Raw genomic sequence first — 17,058 nt, forward strand, 5'->3', positions numbered from 1 at the left:
CCCTGAACAACATAGGCTTTGGTAACACCGGCAATAGCAACTTGGGCATCGGAAACAATGGCGACGGGAACATTGGCGGCGGTAACAACGGCTCTGGGAACATTGGTGGCGGGAACACTGGACTGAACAACATCGGCTTTGGACTGACCGGCGACAATCTGATCGGTATCGGGAATACCTATTTCGACACGGCGACTAACCAGTTCCAATTCGGAGGGCTGAACTCGGGCAGCGGCAACATCGGCATCGGGAACTCGGGTACCGGCAACATTGGTTTCTTCAACTCCGGTAACGGCAACGTCGGCATCTTCAACGCGGCGCCGGGCAGCCACGGCAATTTCGGCATCGGGAACTCAGGTCTGGGGAACATCGGGTTCGGAAACTCGGGCACGGGCAACTTCGGCTTCGGCAATTCGGGCGTGCTGGACACCGGTTTCTCTAATTCGGGACAGCTAGACACCGGCTTCGGGAACGCGGGCGGCACCGAGGGTGCGGGCGGCAACACGGGCTTCTGGAATTCGGGCAACACGAACACGGGATGGGGGAATTCTGGCAGCGTCAACACGGGCTTCTGGAATTCGGGCAACGTGAACACGGGCATCGGAGCCACCGGCAACACCGGTGCCACTATCTCGGGTTTCGGCAACACCGGCACCGACGTTTCGGGCTTCTTCAACACGACCAGCGGCCCCGGTGCCGGACTCACCTCGGGCTTATTCAATACGGCCAGCGGCGGCAGTGCGTTGAACGGCGACATCTCAGGCTTGTTCAACCACGGCGTCCCGAGCAGCGTAGCCGGCCCCACGGTTGCCGGCGAGGTCTCGGGCTTGTTGAACACCGGCAGCGTTATATCGGGCTTGTTTAGCCTGAGCTCACTGTTTAGCTAACTGTCGTAACTGATCAGGTTAGGCAGGCGTCCCGGAGATTTAGGCAACGGCGGCGATGACGGTGACGCCAGCTCAGTTGGGGGCATCGTCCGTCTCGACTGCCACGTCCTCGCCGGCCCGGCCGCGGCGCGCTAAGCGCTCGTCGCCGGGGTGTTTCCACTTAGTGATTGACTAGGCAGCTGGTCACTCCGGGTATGACCAGCGGGCCGACCAGGCCGATTCCGTCTCGCACTCGAACCGGAAGGTGTGGCACGCCCCGGCTGTGCAGTTCGCGCACCATGCGTGGGTCGGTGACCAGGTAGTCCGTCAGCACTACCAGATCCACGGCGGTGTGCGACACGGCGGCGTGCGGTTGGCTGCTCTGCGCGATGCGGGCCCCCGAGCACCGCAACGCCTCGACGAGCAACTCGGACAGCGGTCCGCGGCCGTGGACCCGGATCGAGGGCGCCCGGCCGCGGGACTGCCGGCATTCGGTCGCGACTCCCGCGTCCACCAGTTTTATGACGAGGTTTGTCAGGCCATCCGCGTCCTTCAACCCGTGGTTGACGGCCTGGCGCTGCAACGCGGAAATCGGTGTCGGTGAGCGCATGGACCGCAGCAATGCGGCCAGCTCCGCGGCGGCGAGGCCGCACGGCGGCCGGACCAGTACGGCGCGTCGGGGATCCCAGCCGACCTGAACGGCACCGTCGGGTCGCAGCAGCACCGGCATCGCCGGATCCAGCGCGTAGAGCGAAAGCACGGCCGCGGACACGGCTCGAACTGTGTCACGCCGGGGCCGAACCTCGCGCTCATTCATCCACAGCACCGCCGTCCGAGCGGCGGTCTTGGGTGTCTCGGGTATCGCGGTCCTGCTCGAGTTGGGCGGTAACTACCACTTGCCTAGGGGCTAGCGGTCAGATCCGCGCTCCGTTTCCGGCGATTGATAATCCAGGCGACAATGCCCACTGCTATCCCCAACACCCCGTAGCGCAGCACCCATTGCCACCAGGGTTGGGTGGGTTGGTTGGGTTGGCTGGGTTGGGTGGGTTCCTTGTGAGCGGCCAACGCCACTAAGAAGCTGCCATTATCGGTCGGCCCGACGCCCGGCAGCGACTGAATCCTGGTCACCCTGATCTGGGCGCTGCTGCTGGGATCGTTGACCTGACCCCAGGCCAAGGTGGAGTCGTCGAGGAGGAAGGTGTCCTGGCTGCCCGCGGGTTGGCTATCGTCGTGGCCCACCACCTCCACTTGGCCGACTTGCACGGTCTGGTTATCGGCCAGTACATAGGCCGAGACGTCCTGGTACACATCCCGGGGCGACGGCGGGGTGTAGTCCGGCGGCGGTGGGCCGTTCCAACCGTCCGGCGGTATCCAGGCCCCGCCGTAGAAGCTGCCCGACGCCACATAGCTATCGCCGACGGCGGTGAACGGGAACAGGCCAACGGTGGCGACATCGAGCACGATCCGGCCACCGGCCGGCACGTACGCCTCCCGGTAGGCGCGGTTGTAGAAGTAGCGGAAGGTCATCGCCTGATTGAGCGGGTTGTAGAGGGTCGGACGGTGGTAGTCGTCGTAGTCGATGTAGTCCCAATGTCGGGGACGCACCAGCTCCTGGTTGTCGGCCTTTACGACGTCAACGTTGCCGCCGCGGGCGTTGACCACATTCTGCACCTCGTCGTTGAAGTCCACCTGCTGGAGCATCTGCTGAATCGTGCCGGGATTGACCCGTGTCGCCGGTGCGGTCTTGGCAGCCGCGACCGCCTGCGGTGGCGCATCCAGCCCCTTCGGCGGTGTCACCAGCGAGGCGTTTCTTGGCGCCCCGGGGGCCAGCGGATTGATCTTCGGGGTCTGCACCGGAATCGTGCTCGGGGGCGCGGGACTTGGCGGAACGACCTGTGGGGTCTGCACCGGCGTCACGCTCGGCGGCGGCTCCGGAGTCTGTATCGGAACCCTGCTCGGGGGCGCCTGGGCCGGGCGGGGCGGCGCGGCTTGGTCACACACGTTCGCAGTGTGGTAGGCGTTCACATAAAACAGACAGTGCTGGCAAGATTCGGGGTTTGACCCAGCGCCGGCACATGGAGCCGCCACCGCCACACCGGGTGTGGTGGCTACCACCGAGAACGCGGCGAGCGCTATGGCGGCTGCCGCCGCCGCGATAACCTTGCCCATTCCGCCCTGGCCAATCAGCGTGGGCAGCCGGTAACGCTCGAACGCCACCCGCCCACTCGCAGACCTTCCCACACCCCCACCTGATTGGACATGCTAGCGACCCAACTGCTAAAAGGACGGGTTTCGAAAGCAGGCCGCTGACGGCGGCTTCATGCCCGCTGCAGGGCCTGCTTTCAGATCGGATGTCGTCGGACGCTGCGTTCGAGATCGGGTTCCAAACCCCGTTATTCCAGAACCCCCAACCATTCGCGCCGAGTTGCACTGGACCTGAGCTTAAGGCGCCCACGGTGGTGGCCGGCGGCCGGGGGGAACCCCGCGCTCAGTTATCCACAGCACCGCCGTCTTGGGTATCTGGGGTATCGCGTTCCTGCTCGAGTTTGGCGATCGCCTCGTCGATACCGCTGGTGTCCCCACCAATGACGCGTAAAACCCTCGCTTATTTGAATTCCGGGGCGTTAAGCTGCAACTTTCCGGGGGCATCAGTGACGACCGGACGCCAGTCAGGTTGTCGTGACCTATTGGAGGTCTCAGATGTCGTTTGTAGTGGCGGTGCCGGAGGTACTGGGCACGGCAGCAACGGATTTGGCCAGTCTCGGGTCGACGATCAGCTCGGCGAGCGCGGCGGCGGCAGCCCCGAGGACGGGGGTGGTTGCTGCGGCCGGGGATGAGGTGTCGGCGGCCATTGCGGCGGTGGTCTCCGCCCACGGTCGTCGCGCAGTCACGGCGGTAGGGCTGCCCAGCTCTGGCGCGCGGACCAGAAACACGTGGTGGACAGGTAGTCGACTACTCGTGCTTCCCCCTGGACCTCCTGCTTACGCTGCACCTGCCAGACAACCAGGGGGCTTACTAGTAGGTGTACGGATATGTCGTATGTGATCGCGGCGCCGGAGATAATGACATCTGCAGCAACGGATTTGGCAACTATCGGCTCGACGATCGGCTCGGCGACCGCGGCGGCGGCAAGCCCGACGACGGGGGTGCTGGCCGCGGCTGGGGACGAGGTGTCGGCGGCCATTGCGGCGGTGTTCTCCGCTCACGGTCAGGGCTTTCAGGCACTCGGTGCGCAGGCGGCGGTGTTTCATGACCAGTTTGTGCAGGCGTTGACCGCGGGTGCGGGATCCTTTGTCAGCGCCGAGGCGGCCAATGTTGGGGCGTTTACCGCCAATGTGGCGCAGACGATACAGCGGGATCTGTCGGGCCTAAGCAATGCGCCCAGCCCGGCGCTGACCGCCGCTTCGACCATCGGGTTGGTCATGGGCGGCAGCGGGATACCGCTCCCCAACTTCGACATCCCCAACTATGTGGCCCTTGCTGACCAGCTCTACATCCACCCCAATTTCCCCAACACCACGTACCCCAATCCCTATGCGAACGGCCTGTTCACGCCCGAGTATCGGGCCCTCAGCATGCCCTTCTCGATCAATTACCCCACCGCCACGACTGGTCCCCTCGCCGGCTTTCCGGCCCCGTCCACCTCGGTGGGCCAAGGCATGCTCATTCTGGAAAACTCGATCCTAAGCAACGTGGGAGTCGGAAACGTATCAACCGTGTTCGGCTGGTCGCAGAGCGCCACGATATCCGGCCTGGTAATGCAGCAGCTCAGCCAGCCTCCTTTTTCCGTGCCAAGCAATCTCCTGCAGTTCGTGCTGGTCGGTGACCCCAATGCTCCCAACGGCGGGGCGTTCGAGCGCTTCGTCGGTTTGCAACTGCCGAGCATAGGTTGGTCGTTCGACGGCGCAACCCCCTCCAACCTCTACCCAACCAGCATCTACACCCTCGAATACGACGGCTTCGCCGACTTCCCGAGGTACCCCATCAATTTCCTGGCCGACGCCAACGCCGCGCTGGGTCTGGAGGAAGTCCACGGCCTCTATCTGAGCATTTCGCCGACGGTGGTCGCCAATGCTATGCCATTGCCGACGCAGGGACCCACGGAGACCACCTACTACATGATTCCGCTTAGCGCGCTGCCGTATCCACACAACTATCTGCCGCTCTTGCAGCCGCTGCTGGATATACCCGTCGTGGGGAAACCGCTGGCCGACCTGCTCCAACCGGACTTGACGGTGCTCGTGAACCTGGGCTATGGCCCCGACAACGTCGGCTGGTCGACTACTCCGGCGAATGTACCCACCCCGTTGGGGCTGTTCCCCCACGTCCCCCTCTCCACTGTCGCTAACGAGCTTGCCACCGGGGCGCAGCAGGGCGTCAGCGCGTTCGTGAGCGACCTGCAAAACATGTCGTTGTCATCACTGGTGCCGGCGGCGTCGTCGTCCTCGCTGCCGAGCCTGACGGGTCTTTTGCCGGCATTGTCGGCCGCCGCCAGTGATCCCTCAGCGACTCTCACCCGCATCGTCAACGGGTTCTCCGGCGCCGCCTCCTCGCTGACTACCGCTGGGTTCCAGACAGCGGACCTCGTCAATGCTGGGGTGACTAGCGTGCCCGCCTACGACGTCAGTCTGTTCCTGGACAACCTCAACAACCCCGTCGATGCCATCGGTCTGCCTATCGCAGCGACCGTAGGCGCTTACACGGCGGGGAGCTTGCTTGAGGCCGTGATCCTCGAAGAGGGGATCATCGGCGCCATCAACGACATCATCACCGCTCTCTGATCCCGTAGGCCTTCGCCAGTCGTTCGAGAGAACAATGTCGCGAATTTCGAGTGGCACGCCCGGGGGGAACCCCGCGCTCAGTTATCCACAGAACCGCCGTCTTGGGTCTCTGGGGTATCGCCTCCCTGCTCCAGCTTGGCGATCGCCTCGTCGATACCGCTGGTGTCGCCGCCAATGATGCGGTCGATGAACCCGGCCGGCTCGTCGAGGTCGTCCGCGGCGGGCAGCAGGTCCGGGTGTTGCCAGATGGCGTCACGGGCGTCCGCACCGGCGGCCTGGGTCAGGCGCTCCCAAAGCGCGGCCGCTTCCCGCAGCTTGCGTGGCCGCAGCTCGAGGCCTACCAGCGTCGCGAATGTCTGCTCGGCCGGGCCGCCGCTGGCTCGGCGCCGCCGCAGCGTCTCACCGAGCGCGGCCGCGCCCGGAATCCGATCGCCCAGGGCCGCGGTCACCACGACCTGCACCCAGCCCTCGATCAATGCCAGTAGCGTCTCCAGCCGTTCCAGCGCCTGCTTCTGCGCCGGGGTTGCCTTTGGCTCAAACACGCCCTGACCGAGCAGGTTTTCGATGGCCGCCGGATCGGAGAGCGAAGCCGGATTGAAAGTGCGCGCCAGCTCCTCGATTCCGGACATGTCGATCTTCATGCCCCTGGCATAGGCCTCGACGGCGCCCAGCAATTGGCTGGACAGCCACGGCACGTGGCTGAACAGCCGGTGGTGCGCGGCCTCACGGGCGGCCAGGAACGTGACGATCTCGCTGCGTGGCTGCTCGAGTCCGGCGGCAAGCGACTCGACGGCATCGGGCAGTATCGCGGCCACACCCTTGGGCCCCAGCGGCAGACCGATATCGGTTGACGTCAGCACCTCGCGAGACAACCGCCCCAGTGCCTGGCCGAGCTGCGAGCCGAACGCCATGCCGCCCATCTGCGACATCATCGCCAGCAGTGGGCCGGCCATGCTCTTGGCCTCTTCGGGCAGAGACGACGCCCACACGGTCGAGATCTGTTCGGCCATCGGGTCGCACAAACGCTTCCAGGTCTCCAGGGTGTTGTCGACCCAGTCGCTGGGAGTCCAGCCCACCGCCTTCGTCGTGCCCGCCGGCAGCGCCGTGACCCCGTCCAGCCAGGTTTCGGCGAGGTGGACCGCATCGGCGATCGCCCTGTTCGTCGTGGCGGGGACGGGCGAGACAAACCCGATCGAGCTGGACGCGACTCGGCGCGCCAATTCGTAGTTGACCGGTCCCGACGTTTTGCCCCCGGCCATTACGGTGCCCGCGCTGCTGAACATCTGACCCAACTGGGTGAAGATCTGTCCCAGGTCGCCCATGCCGAAGTCGCCGCTTATGCCGAAAGCGCCCAGCGGGTCGGACGCGCCCGAGCCCGACTCGGGATCCTTCTTGCCGTGTTTATCGCTGCCGGGTTCGTCTTTCTCGGCGTCGTCTCCGGAGGAGAAGCCGAAAGGCAGGTCAGCCATAACGTCAACGGTACTCACCGCCGGAACAGAAAGCGCGATCCCAGTCACGCTCGTAGCTGAACGGACCTCAGCGGAGTCCGTCTAGTGTGATCGGCGTGAACAGGCGGATTCTGACCTTGATGGTCGCGCTGGTGCCTATCGTGGTCTTCGGCGTGTTGCTCGCGGTGGTGACAGTACCGTTTGTGTCGCTTGGTCCCGGCCCCACTTTCGACACGCTCGGTGAGGTCGACGGCAAGCAGGTGGTTGGGATCGAAGGCACCATGACCCACCCGACGACGGGTCACCTCAACATGACGACGGTGTCCCAGCGCGACGATCTGACCTTGGGCGAAGCGCTGACGCTGTGGCTTTCGGGACAGGAACAGCTGATACCGCGCGACATCGTCTACCCGCCGGGCAAGTCGCGGGAGGACGTCGACAAGGCCAATAGCGCCGACTTCAAACAGTCCGAGGACAGCGCCGCCTATGCCGCCCTGGGCTACCTGAAGTACGCGCCCGCGGTTACCGTCGCGACGGTCACCGACCCCGGTCCCTCTGCGGGCAAGCTGAAGTCCGGTGATGCCATCGACGCGGTCAACGGCAGCCCGGTGGCCAATGTCGAGCAGTTCACGGGACTGCTGAAAAGCACCAAACCGGGTCAGGTGGTGACGATCGACTACCGCCGCAAGAACGAGCCGGCCGGCGTGGCGCAAATCACGCTGGGCACAAACAAGGATCGCGACTACGGCTTCATGGGTGTCGCGGTGCTTGATGCGCCCTGGGCGCCGTTCGTCGTGGACTTCAATCTCGCCAATGTGGGCGGTCCTTCCGCCGGACTGATGTTCAGTCTGGCGGTCGTCGACAAGCTGACGACCGGGGACCTGGCCGGGTCGAAGTTCATCGCTGGGACCGGCACCATCTCCGTCGACGGCAAGGTCGGGCAAATCGGAGGCATCACGCACAAGATGGTCGCCGCCCACGCGGCCGGTGCCACGGTTTTTCTGGTGCCCGCGAAGAACTGCTACGAGGCGAACTCGGACAATCCGTCGGGCTTGCGCTTGGTGAAGGTCGACACCCTCAGCGAGGCGGTGGACGCGCTGCACGCGATTACATCGGGGGGTCAGCCGCCCAGCTGCTAACCGACCGACGATGCAGACCGCCAAGCGGTCGGAGATGCGTACAGTTGTGACCGTCTAGAAAAATCTGTGGCAACCAACAGCAACCGGCCGGGAACCGTCCAGCACGGCGGCGCCGGACTGAACGGACGCCAGCCAAAACGATCAGGGAGCGTAGCCAGTGGGGATGCGGCCCACCGCAAGGATGCCGAAGCTAACTCGGCGTAGCCGGATTCTGATCCTGATCGCACTGGGTGTGATCGTCTTGCTGCTCGCCGGTCCGCGCCTGATCGACGCTTACGTCGACTGGCTGTGGTTCGGTGAGCTCGGCTACCGCTCGGTGTTCACCACCGTGCTGGTCACCCGCATCGTGGTCTTTCTGGTCGCCGGTCTGCTGGTCGGTGGCATTGTGTTCGCCGGGCTTGCGCTGGCCTACCGCACTCGCCCGGTGTTCGTCCCGAGCAACAACAACGATCCGGTGGCGCGCTACCGCGTCGTCATCGTGTCACGCTTGCGACTGGTCGGCGTCGGGATCCCGACGGCTGTCGGTCTGCTGGCGGGCATCGTCGCACAGAGCTATTGGGTGCGGATCCAGCTTTTTTTGCATGGCGGCGAGTTCGGCATCAAGGATCCGCAGTTCGGCAAGGACCTCGGCTTCTATGCGTTCGACCTGCCGTTCTACCGGCTGGTGCTCAGCTACATGTTCGTGGCGGTGTTTTTAGCGTTAGTGGCGAACGTGCTGGGCCACTACATCTTTGGTGGCATTCGGCTGTCTGGGCGTGCCGGAGCGGTGAGCCGCTCGGCGCGGATCCAACTGGTCAGCCTGGTCGGTGTGTTGGTGCTACTCAAAGCCGTTGCCTATTGGCTGGACCGGTATGAGCTGCTGTCGCACACGCGCGGCGGTAAGCCGTTCACCGGTGCCGGGTATACCGATATCAACGCCGTACTGCCGGCCAAGCTGATACTGATGGCGATCGCACTGATCTGCGCTGCCGCGGTGTTCTCCGCGATCGTCTTGCAGGACTTGCGGATTCCGGCCATCGGCCTGGTATTGCTGCTGCTGTCGTCGCTGATCATCGGTGCCGGGTGGCCGTTGATCGTCGAACAGATCAGCGTCAAACCCAATGCCGCGCAGAAGGAAAGCGAATATATCGGCCGCAGCATCACCGCGACGCGGCAAGCCTATGGCCTGACATCCGACGCGGTGACCTACCGCAATTACACCGCCGATAACCAGGCCACCGCCCAGCAGGTCGCGGCCGACCGCGCGACCACGTCGAACATCCGGCTGCTCGACCCCACGATCATCAGCCCGGCGTTCACCCAGTTCGAGCAGGGCAAGAACTTCTTCTACTTTCCCGATCAGCTGTCCATCGACCGGTACCTCGACCGCAACGGTGCGTTGCGTGACTATGTCGTCGCGGCCCGTGAACTCAACCCCGACCGGCTGATCGACAACCAGCGGGATTGGATCAACCGGCATACCGTTTACACCCACGGCAACGGGTTCATCGCGTCGCCGGCCAACACTGTGCGCGGTATCGCCAACGATCCCAACCAAAACGGCGGCTACCCAGAGTTTCTGGTCAACGTCGTCGGCGCGAACGGCAGCGTGGTATCCGATGGACCCGCGCAGTTGGACCAGCCGCGGATCTACTTCGGTCCCGTCATCTCCAACACTTCGGCCGACTACGCGATCGTCGGGCGCAACGGCAACGACCGCGAATACGACTACGAGACCAGCGCCGAAACCAAGAACTACACCTACACCGGGCTCGGGGGAGTTCCGGTCGGCAGCTGGATATCCCGCACCGTGTTCGCTGCCAAATTCGCTGAGCGAAACTTCTTGTTCTCCAATGTTATCGGCTCCAACAGCAGGATCTTGTTCAACCGTGATCCGGCGCAGCGGGTGGAGGCGGTGGCGCCGTGGCTGACGACCGACAGCGCCGTGTACCCGGCGATCGTCAACAAGCGACTGGTGTGGATCCTCGACGGCTACACCACGCTAGACAACTACCCGTACTCCGAACTCACCTCCCTGGAATCGGCGACCGCCGACTCCACCGAGGTGGCGTTCAACAAGCTGGGGCCCAACAAGCAGGTCTCCTACATCCGAAATTCGGTGAAGGCCACCGTGGACGCCTATGACGGCACCGTCACGCTGTACCAGCAGGACGAGCAGGATCCGGTGCTCAAAGCCTGGATGCAGGTCTTCCCCGGCACCGTCAAACCCAAGAGCGACATCACCCCCGAGCTTGCCGAACATCTGCGTTATCCCGAAGACCTGTTCAAGGTGCAGCGGATGCTGCTGGCCAAATACCACGTCAACGACCCCATAACGTTTTTCTCCACCTCTGATTTCTGGGACGTACCGCTGGATCCCAATCCAACGGCCAGCAGCTATCAGCCGCCGTATTACATCGTCGCGAAAAACATTGCGAAGAACGATAATTCGTCCTCGTACCAGTTGACGAGCGCGATGAACAGGTTCAAGCGCGACTTTCTGGCGGCCTACATCAGTGCCAGCTCCGACCCGGCGACGTACGGCAAGATCACCGTGCTGACCATCCCGGGTCAGGTCAACGGCCCCAAGCTCGCCAACAATGCGATCACCACCGACCCGGCGGTGTCCCAGGACCTGGGCGTGATCGGGCGCGACAATCAGAACCGGATCCGTTGGGGCAATTTGCTGACGCTGCCCGTGGCTCAGGGTGGGCTGCTCTACGTCGAACCCGTCTATGCCTCCCCGGGAGCCAGCGACGCCGCCTCGTCGTACCCGCGGTTGATCCGGGTGGCCATGATGTACAACGACAAGATCGGCTACGGCCCCACGGTGGGTGACGCCCTGACCGGATTGTTCGGGCCCGGCGCGGGTGCGGCTGCGACGGGGATACAGCCGACCGAGGCCGGTGCACCCCAGAACCCGCCTGCGAGCCCACCGGCGCCCGCGGCGGCACCGGGAACACCGCCGCCACCCGCGGCGGTGCCGCCGGCTCCGGACGGGTCGGTGGCGTTGTCCCCGGCCAAGGCTGCCGCTCTGCAGGATATCCAGGCGGCGATCGGCGCGGCGAAAGACGCGCAAAAGAAGGGCGATTTCGCCGCCTACGGCGCCGCGCTGCAGCGACTGGACGACGCGATCAACAAGTACAACAGCGCCAAGTAGGCCGACGCATCACCTCGACGCGAGGGCAGGCTGGGCGGAGTCGGGACATCACTCAAGGAGACGAGATCATGGCCCAGACACCGGACACCATCGCCGACATCGTCATACCCGACACCGCACTGGTACGCGAGATCACCGAGTTCATCCGCGACGCCGAAGACGATTTGCTTTTCGACCATTCCCGCCGGGTGTTCCTGTTCGGTGCCCTGCAGGGCCGCCGCCGCGGATTACAACCGAATCTGGAGCTGCTCTACGCCGGGGCGATGTTTCACGACCTCGGCCTTACCCAGCGTTACCGCACCTCCACCCTGCGCTTCGAGGTGGACGGCGCCACTGCGGCGCGGGAGTTCCTGTTGCAACATGGCGTCGAAAAAGCCGACGCCGACAAGGTGTGGCTGGGGATCGCCTTGCACACCACACCCGGAATACCCGAGTTCCTCGAACCCGAAGTCGCCTTGGTGACAGCCGGCGTCGAAACCGACGTGCTGGGAATCGGTCGCGACGACCTGTCTCCCGAAGCTCTAGCCGCGGTCACCGCCGCCCATCCGCGCCCGGATTTCAAGCGGCGCATTCTGGCGGCCTTCAACGACGGAATGAAGCACCGCCCGGACAGCACCTTCGGCACCATGAACGCCGACGTGCTCCGGTACTTCGACCCCGCGTTCGTCGGCGACAACTTCGTCGACATCATCCTGAACAACACCTGGCCCGAGTAGCCGCACGCAGGCCGCTGGTGAAACGGAGTCCGCCGTAAGACCCGGATTAGGAGGGGCGTCAGATGGGCGACGCAAATCAAATCGGAGTCTCGGTTGTGCAGCTCGGGGAAGGGGATTACGTAGCTCTCCCCGGTTTCGGGGCGGTGTTCAAGCTATCCGCCAAGACGAACGGGGGCGAGGTGTCCATCGTCGAGCATCCGTTTGAGGTCGGCATGATCACCGCGGCCCACCGGCACACCCGCGAGGATGAGCATTCGATCGTGCTGGCAGGCGAGATCGGCTTCCGCTCTGACGACAGTGAAGTGGTCCTCGGTCCCGGTGGCTATATCACGAAGCCACGCGGGCAAATGCACGCGATGTGGAACGCCGGCAGCGAGCCCGGCCGCATCGTCGAAATCATCACGCCGGGCGGGTTTGAGAACTACTTCCGGGAGCTCAGTGAGCTGCTCGTCGAGCACGCGAATGATCCCGCAGGCAAGGTCCTGCACGAGTTGCCCGAATTCGGCGAACTCGCGGACAAATACGGGCTGACTTACGGGTCGCCGGACTGGTTTGACGACATCGTGCGGCGATATGGGCTGAGCCCGCCTTCGCACTGAGATCGCCACCGCGGGCTCGGACCGCGGTTGGGCCAGACCGCGGCCCTGCTGAACCGCGATTTGGCCGCCGCGACACAGGTTCGGTAACCTGGTATTTACCAACGCGGGGTGGAGCAGCTCGGTAGCTCGCTGGGCTCATAACCCAGAGGTCGCAGGTTCGAATCCTGTCCCCGCTACCAGCGGAAATGGCCCCCGGAGACTCCTCCGGGGGCCATTTTCATACCCGATGGCCACGTGTTTGGCCACATTAGACGTGCTAAGCATCTAACTGTCGCCTTCGTCGGCTATGTCCCAGCACGCATGATGAGCTCGTCCCGAGGCGGTGCGTTGCGGTACCCGGGATCGACTCGGTAGCCCAGTACATGATCGCGATCGCGGTCGGATGTGCACCCGACCCCCCTCGCGGTGGCCGGCAACGGTTTTCGAGTTCGCGCCTTCCGGGACGACACCGATGATCGGCTGAGTCGTACCGCATCGATGACGTCCTTGACAGTCAGCAGTTGTGTGCGCGTGGTCGGAATGACCGAGCCAACTGGGTCATGCTTACTACTAGAGCTGCTCATTGTCCCACTGTACGAAGGCTGAAGAGCTCAGGCGACGGTCAAAGGAAAGTTTTTCGCACGCATATCGATGTGCGCAGCACGGACCAAAGTTGTTGCGAAGCAGTATTTCCCGCTAATTCCCGGTCGAGCGTCACCTTGAGAGAAATCCGCCACGTGAGGCCGATCGCCGCAGTGATGCGCTGACTGGTTGAGCTCAAGAACGGTTTCGAGATCTCGTGCTTAGATTCTTTCGGCGGGCGGGAGACCCCCCACGTCTGCTTTTCAGGTGGCCAGGCTTTGCTGTGCAGCGGGGGCTTCCCAGGGGTCGTGATGGATTCGCTGAGCTATGACGTATTCATCAGCTATGCGCGCCGCGATGACGCCGATGGCTGGGTGTCGGCACTTCAGAAGGCCATCTACGACGACTTCAAGTCGTTTTCGACCGAGCCGTTTCGGATCTTTTTCGACCGCTCCGAGATTCGCAATCGCGATGATTGGGAGCTGCGGCTGAGTCAGGGCATGCGGTCGTCGCGGGTGCTGCTGGTGTGTTTGTCGCCGAACTATCTGCGCAGCGCCTACTGCCGCTGGGAGTGGGAGGAGTTCGCGCGGCTGCATGCCCGTCGCATCGGCGGCGGGGACGCGGTCACCGGGGTGTATTTCGTGGAGCTGGGCGGCGATGAGCAATACGACCAGGAGGTTGCAGCGTGGCGGCGCCAGGTCGAGCGGGTGCAGCTTGAGCAGCTGCAACCGTGGTTTCCCGACGCTGTCGCCGCGCTGCAGCAGGCGGAGGCGCGCCGGCGGGTCAAAGCGCTGGGCCAGGGTGTGTATGAGCATTGGCGCCAGGCGCGGCTGGCCAAGCAGGCGCCCGGCAATCTGATCCACCACAACCCGAATTTCGTGGGCCGGGTGGAGGAGCTGCGGGAGCTGCGCGCCCAGCTGACCGGCGGTGCGGTGGGTGTGGTCACCGCGGTGCACGGCATCGGCGGGATGGGCAAGACCGAGCTGGCGCTGACCTACGCCCATGCTTATGCCGCGGACTATCAGGGCGGCACCTGGTATGTCGATGCCGACGGGCAAACCGACGTGCTGGAGGCGGTGTCGTCGCTGGGGTTGTCTGCTGCGTTGGATCTGCCGGTCAGTGAGGAGCAGCGGCGCGACCGTAAGCTGCTGGGCGCCAACGTGCTGGCGGAGTTAACGAGCCGCGCCGCGGCGGCGCGCGACCGCGACGAGCGCACCGGCGCGTGCTTTTTGTTGTTGGACAACGTGTCCGAACCCGAGCTGCTGTCGGAAAAGCAGCTGGCGGTGCTGCCCACCGAGCCGTGGTTTCATGTCGCGGCCACCACCCGCCTGGGCGTCGGCGATATCGGGGCGGTGGGCTCACGCGGATCGGTGGCGATGATCGAGGTGGACCGGCTGAACACCGAAGATGGTGTGGTGTTGCTGCGTGAGCATCAGCCCGCCCGCGACCCGGCCCGGCTGCACCCAGACTTCAGCAGCCCCGGCGAAGCGGCCGCCGCCCGCCAGCTCGTCGAGCTGCTTGACGGCTACACGCTGGCCGTCGAGCAGGCCGCGGTGTATCTCGGCAGCTTCGGGATCGAACCCTCCCGCCTGCTGGAACTGCTGAAAGCGCAGGGCATCGCGGCGCTCGACGAGGCCGGAGGCGTCGATAAGGTGGCCGGGGCGATCCGGCACAAAGAGAAACTGGCCACCACAATCGTTGACCAAACCCTGCAACAGCTGCCGGCCAGGGCCCGCTCGGCCCTGACATTCGCGAGCCTGCTGTCCCCCGACACGATCCCGTGGCAGTGGCTGCAAGAGCTCACCGAACCACCGGACCGCTCAGCGCCCACCGGGCTGCCGGGACTATCCGAAGATGACTGGGCATCAACGCGACGGCTTCTGGAAGGACGCCGGCTACTTACCCCCGCCGACGACCCCCGACGGTTCGCCCGCCTGCATCGGGTCCTGCACGCGCACCTGCGCACCCGGCTGGCTGGTGCCGAGATCGAACAGCGCCTCGACACGCATCTGCAACGTGTCTCGCATGAACTCGTCGACGCCGCCGCGCCCGATACCACGCTGCTGGCGGTAACCGCAGCGACGCTGACCACTCGCCTCGCCGAGGGCCGCCACCAGCTCGCCGATTCCGCGCTGCGGCTCATTGATCGCGTCCGCGAGCGCCTCGACTCGGCGAGTGCCGCCAATCTCGCCACCGCCACCTTGGACATCTTCGAGCGGCTGGCCGGCGCCGACCCCGACAACCCGCAATATCAGCGCGATCTGTCGGTCAGCCTGAGCGGGGTGGGGGATGTGCGGGTGGCGCGCGGGGACCCGGAGGGCGCCCTGCAGGCCTACACCCGCGCCCTGCAGATCGTCGAGCGGCTGGTGCGCGCCGACCCCGACAACACCAACTACCCGCGCGACTTGGCGTTCAGCCTGGAACGGGTGGGCGACGTGCGGGTGGCCCGCGGCGACGCGGAGGGCGCCCTGCAGGCCTACACCCGCGCCCTGCAGATCGCCGAGCGGCTGGTGCGCGCCGACCCCGACAACACCGGCTACCAGCGCGACTTGGCGTTCAGCCTGATCAGGGTGGCCGAGGTGCGGGTGGCGCGCGGGGACCCCGACGGCGCCCTGCAGGCCTACACCCGCGCCCTGGACATCTTCGAGCGGCTGGTGCGCGCCGACCCCGACAACACCGGCTACCAGCGCGATCTGTCGTTCAGCCTGGAACGGGTGGGGGGTGTGCGGGTGGCGCGCGGCGACGCGGAGGGCGCCCTGCAGGCCTACACCCGCGCCCTGCAGATCGTCGAGCGGCTGGTGCGCGCCGACCCCGACAACACCGACTACCAGCGCGATCTGTCGGTCAGCCTGACCAAGGTGGGCGATGTGCGGGTGGCGCGCGGCGACGCGGAGGGCGCCCTGCAGGCCTACACCCGCGCCCTGGACATCTTCGAGCGGCTGGTGCGCGCCGACCCCGACAACACCGGCCACCAGCGCGACTTGGCGGTCAGCCTGAACATGGTGGGCGAGGTGCGGGTGGCGCGCGGCGACGCGGAGGGCGCCCTGCAGGCCGACACCCGCGCCCTGCAGATCGTCGAGCGGCTGGTGCGCGCCGACCCCGACAACACGGACTACCAGCGCGACTTGGCGTTCAGCCTGAGCAGGGTGGGCGATGTGCGGGTGGCGCGCGGGGACCCGGAGGGCGCCCTGCAGGCCTACACCCGCGCCCTGCAGACCCGTGAGCGGCTGGCCGGCGCCGACCCCGACAACACGGACTACCAGCGCGACCTGGCGACCAGCCTGAGCAGGGTGGGCGAGGTGCGGGTGGCGCGCGGCGACGCGGAGGGCGCCCTGCAGGCCTACACCCGCGCCCTGCAGACCCGTGAGCGGCTGGCCGGCGCCGACCCCGACAACACCGACTACCAGCGCCACCTGGCGGCCAGTGCCTACAACCTCGCGTCGGTGCTCGAGTCGATCCGTGACCCGTCCGCCCTCAACTACTGGGCGAAAGCTCAGCAAATGCTTGCGGGATTAGGTGCAGTCGGCAAACTAGCGGATGCAGATCGACAAGTTCTTGAATACGTCACGCAAAAGATTGGCGGGCATTAGCGAACGATGGCGGCAGGCTGTGGATGCTGCTGCGCGGCGTAGGCGCGTTCGATCCGTGTCGTAGTGGGTCACTCGCCAGCGTCGCTGTCTCGATAACGTCTATTTCGAGGCCGCTTCCAGTTCTATTCGGGCCTGGTCGATTTGGTCGTATGCGTACGTCGCCATGGCGGCGGTGGTGATCGTCTCGCCCTTGCGGGCGAGCGATTCGTAGGTCTGGTC

General features: G+C 65.1%; 8 protein-coding genes, 1 tRNA gene and 4 pseudogenes. 9 read left to right on the forward strand and 4 right to left on the reverse strand.

Annotation, left to right across the window (positions count from 1 at the left end; genetic code table 11):
- Window positions 1-887: pseudogene (locus ACLP4W_RS29830) on the forward strand (hypothetical protein); the annotation flags it as partial.
- A gap of 172 nt (window positions 888-1,059) precedes the next feature.
- Here the strand turns inward: ACLP4W_RS29830 and ACLP4W_RS29835 are convergent.
- The 3 genes and pseudogenes from ACLP4W_RS29835 to ACLP4W_RS29845 all read right to left on the reverse strand — a co-directional run.
- Window positions 1,060-1,596 (reverse strand): annotated as a pseudogene (locus ACLP4W_RS29835) (cyclodehydratase); the annotation flags it as partial.
- Between the two features lie 170 nt (window positions 1,597-1,766).
- Window positions 1,767-3,035 (reverse strand): hypothetical protein, encoded by a 1,269-nt coding sequence (locus ACLP4W_RS29840; protein WP_442391174.1) that lies wholly within the window; start codon window positions 3,033-3,035, stop codon window positions 1,767-1,769.
- Window positions 3,036-3,354: 319 nt separating this feature from the next.
- Window positions 3,355-3,459, reverse strand: a pseudogene (locus ACLP4W_RS29845) (hypothetical protein); the annotation flags it as partial.
- 107 nt (window positions 3,460-3,566) lie between these two features.
- Here ACLP4W_RS29845 and ACLP4W_RS29850 point away from each other — a divergent pair.
- Window positions 3,567-3,746: pseudogene (locus tag ACLP4W_RS29850) on the forward strand (PE family protein); the annotation flags it as partial.
- Window positions 3,747-3,898: 152 nt separating this feature from the next.
- Entirely contained in the window at window positions 3,899-5,647 is a 1,749-nt protein-coding gene (locus tag ACLP4W_RS29855; RefSeq protein ID WP_442391160.1) for a PE-PPE domain-containing protein, read from the forward strand.
- Window positions 5,648-5,724: 77 nt separating this feature from the next.
- Here ACLP4W_RS29855 and ACLP4W_RS29860 read toward each other — a convergent pair whose 3' ends face one another.
- Window positions 5,725-7,134, reverse strand: coding sequence for a zinc-dependent metalloprotease (locus ACLP4W_RS29860; protein ID WP_442391162.1), 1,410 nt, complete (start codon window positions 7,132-7,134; stop codon window positions 5,725-5,727).
- A 77-nt stretch (window positions 7,135-7,211) separates the two neighbouring features.
- On the opposite strand from ACLP4W_RS29860, the gene ACLP4W_RS29865 reads away from it, so the two are divergent.
- The 6 genes from ACLP4W_RS29865 (at window position 7,212) to ACLP4W_RS29890 (ending at window position 16,839) form a co-directional block, all read left to right on the forward strand.
- Window positions 7,212-8,234: a YlbL family protein gene (locus ACLP4W_RS29865; protein ID WP_442391164.1), complete on the forward strand. Its 1,023-nt coding sequence runs from the start codon at window positions 7,212-7,214 to the stop codon at window positions 8,232-8,234.
- A 157-nt stretch (window positions 8,235-8,391) separates the two neighbouring features.
- Window positions 8,392-11,373, forward strand: coding sequence for a UPF0182 family protein (locus ACLP4W_RS29870; RefSeq protein WP_442391166.1), 2,982 nt, complete (start codon window positions 8,392-8,394; stop codon window positions 11,371-11,373).
- Window positions 11,374-11,441: 68 nt separating this feature from the next.
- Window positions 11,442-12,089, forward strand: coding sequence for an HD domain-containing protein (locus ACLP4W_RS29875; protein WP_442391168.1), 648 nt, complete (start codon window positions 11,442-11,444; stop codon window positions 12,087-12,089).
- A gap of 62 nt (window positions 12,090-12,151) precedes the next feature.
- The gene (locus tag ACLP4W_RS29880) at window positions 12,152-12,688 is read left to right on the forward strand and encodes a cupin domain-containing protein (RefSeq protein ID WP_442391170.1); all 537 of its coding nucleotides are present in this window, start codon (window positions 12,152-12,154) and stop codon (window positions 12,686-12,688) included.
- Window positions 12,689-12,790: 102 nt separating this feature from the next.
- Window positions 12,791-12,867, forward strand: a tRNA-Met gene (locus tag ACLP4W_RS29885).
- Window positions 12,868-13,560: 693 nt separating this feature from the next.
- The gene (locus ACLP4W_RS29890) at window positions 13,561-16,839 is read left to right on the forward strand and encodes a TIR domain-containing protein (protein WP_442391172.1); all 3,279 of its coding nucleotides are present in this window, start codon (window positions 13,561-13,563) and stop codon (window positions 16,837-16,839) included.
- The last annotated feature ends 219 nt before the right edge of the window (window positions 16,840-17,058 follow it).

The organism is Mycobacterium sp., from assembly GCF_052145595.1.
GTDB lineage: Bacteria > Actinomycetota > Actinomycetes > Mycobacteriales > Mycobacteriaceae > Mycobacterium.

What these genes read in the sequence shown, in the direction of transcription:
- ACLP4W_RS29840 (WP_442391174.1), bottom strand. Translation starts at nt 3,035, where the DNA reads ATGGGCAAGGTTATCGCGGCGGCGGCAGCCGCCATAGCGCTCGCCGCG.
- ACLP4W_RS29855 (WP_442391160.1), top strand. Translation starts at nt 3,899, where the DNA reads ATGTCGTATGTGATCGCGGCGCCGGAGATAATGACATCTGCAGCAACG.
- ACLP4W_RS29875 (WP_442391168.1), top strand. Translation starts at nt 11,442, where the DNA reads ATGGCCCAGACACCGGACACCATCGCCGACATCGTCATACCCGACACC.
- ACLP4W_RS29880 (WP_442391170.1), top strand. Translation starts at nt 12,152, where the DNA reads ATGGGCGACGCAAATCAAATCGGAGTCTCGGTTGTGCAGCTCGGGGAA.
- ACLP4W_RS29890 (WP_442391172.1), top strand. Translation starts at nt 13,561, where the DNA reads ATGGATTCGCTGAGCTATGACGTATTCATCAGCTATGCGCGCCGCGAT.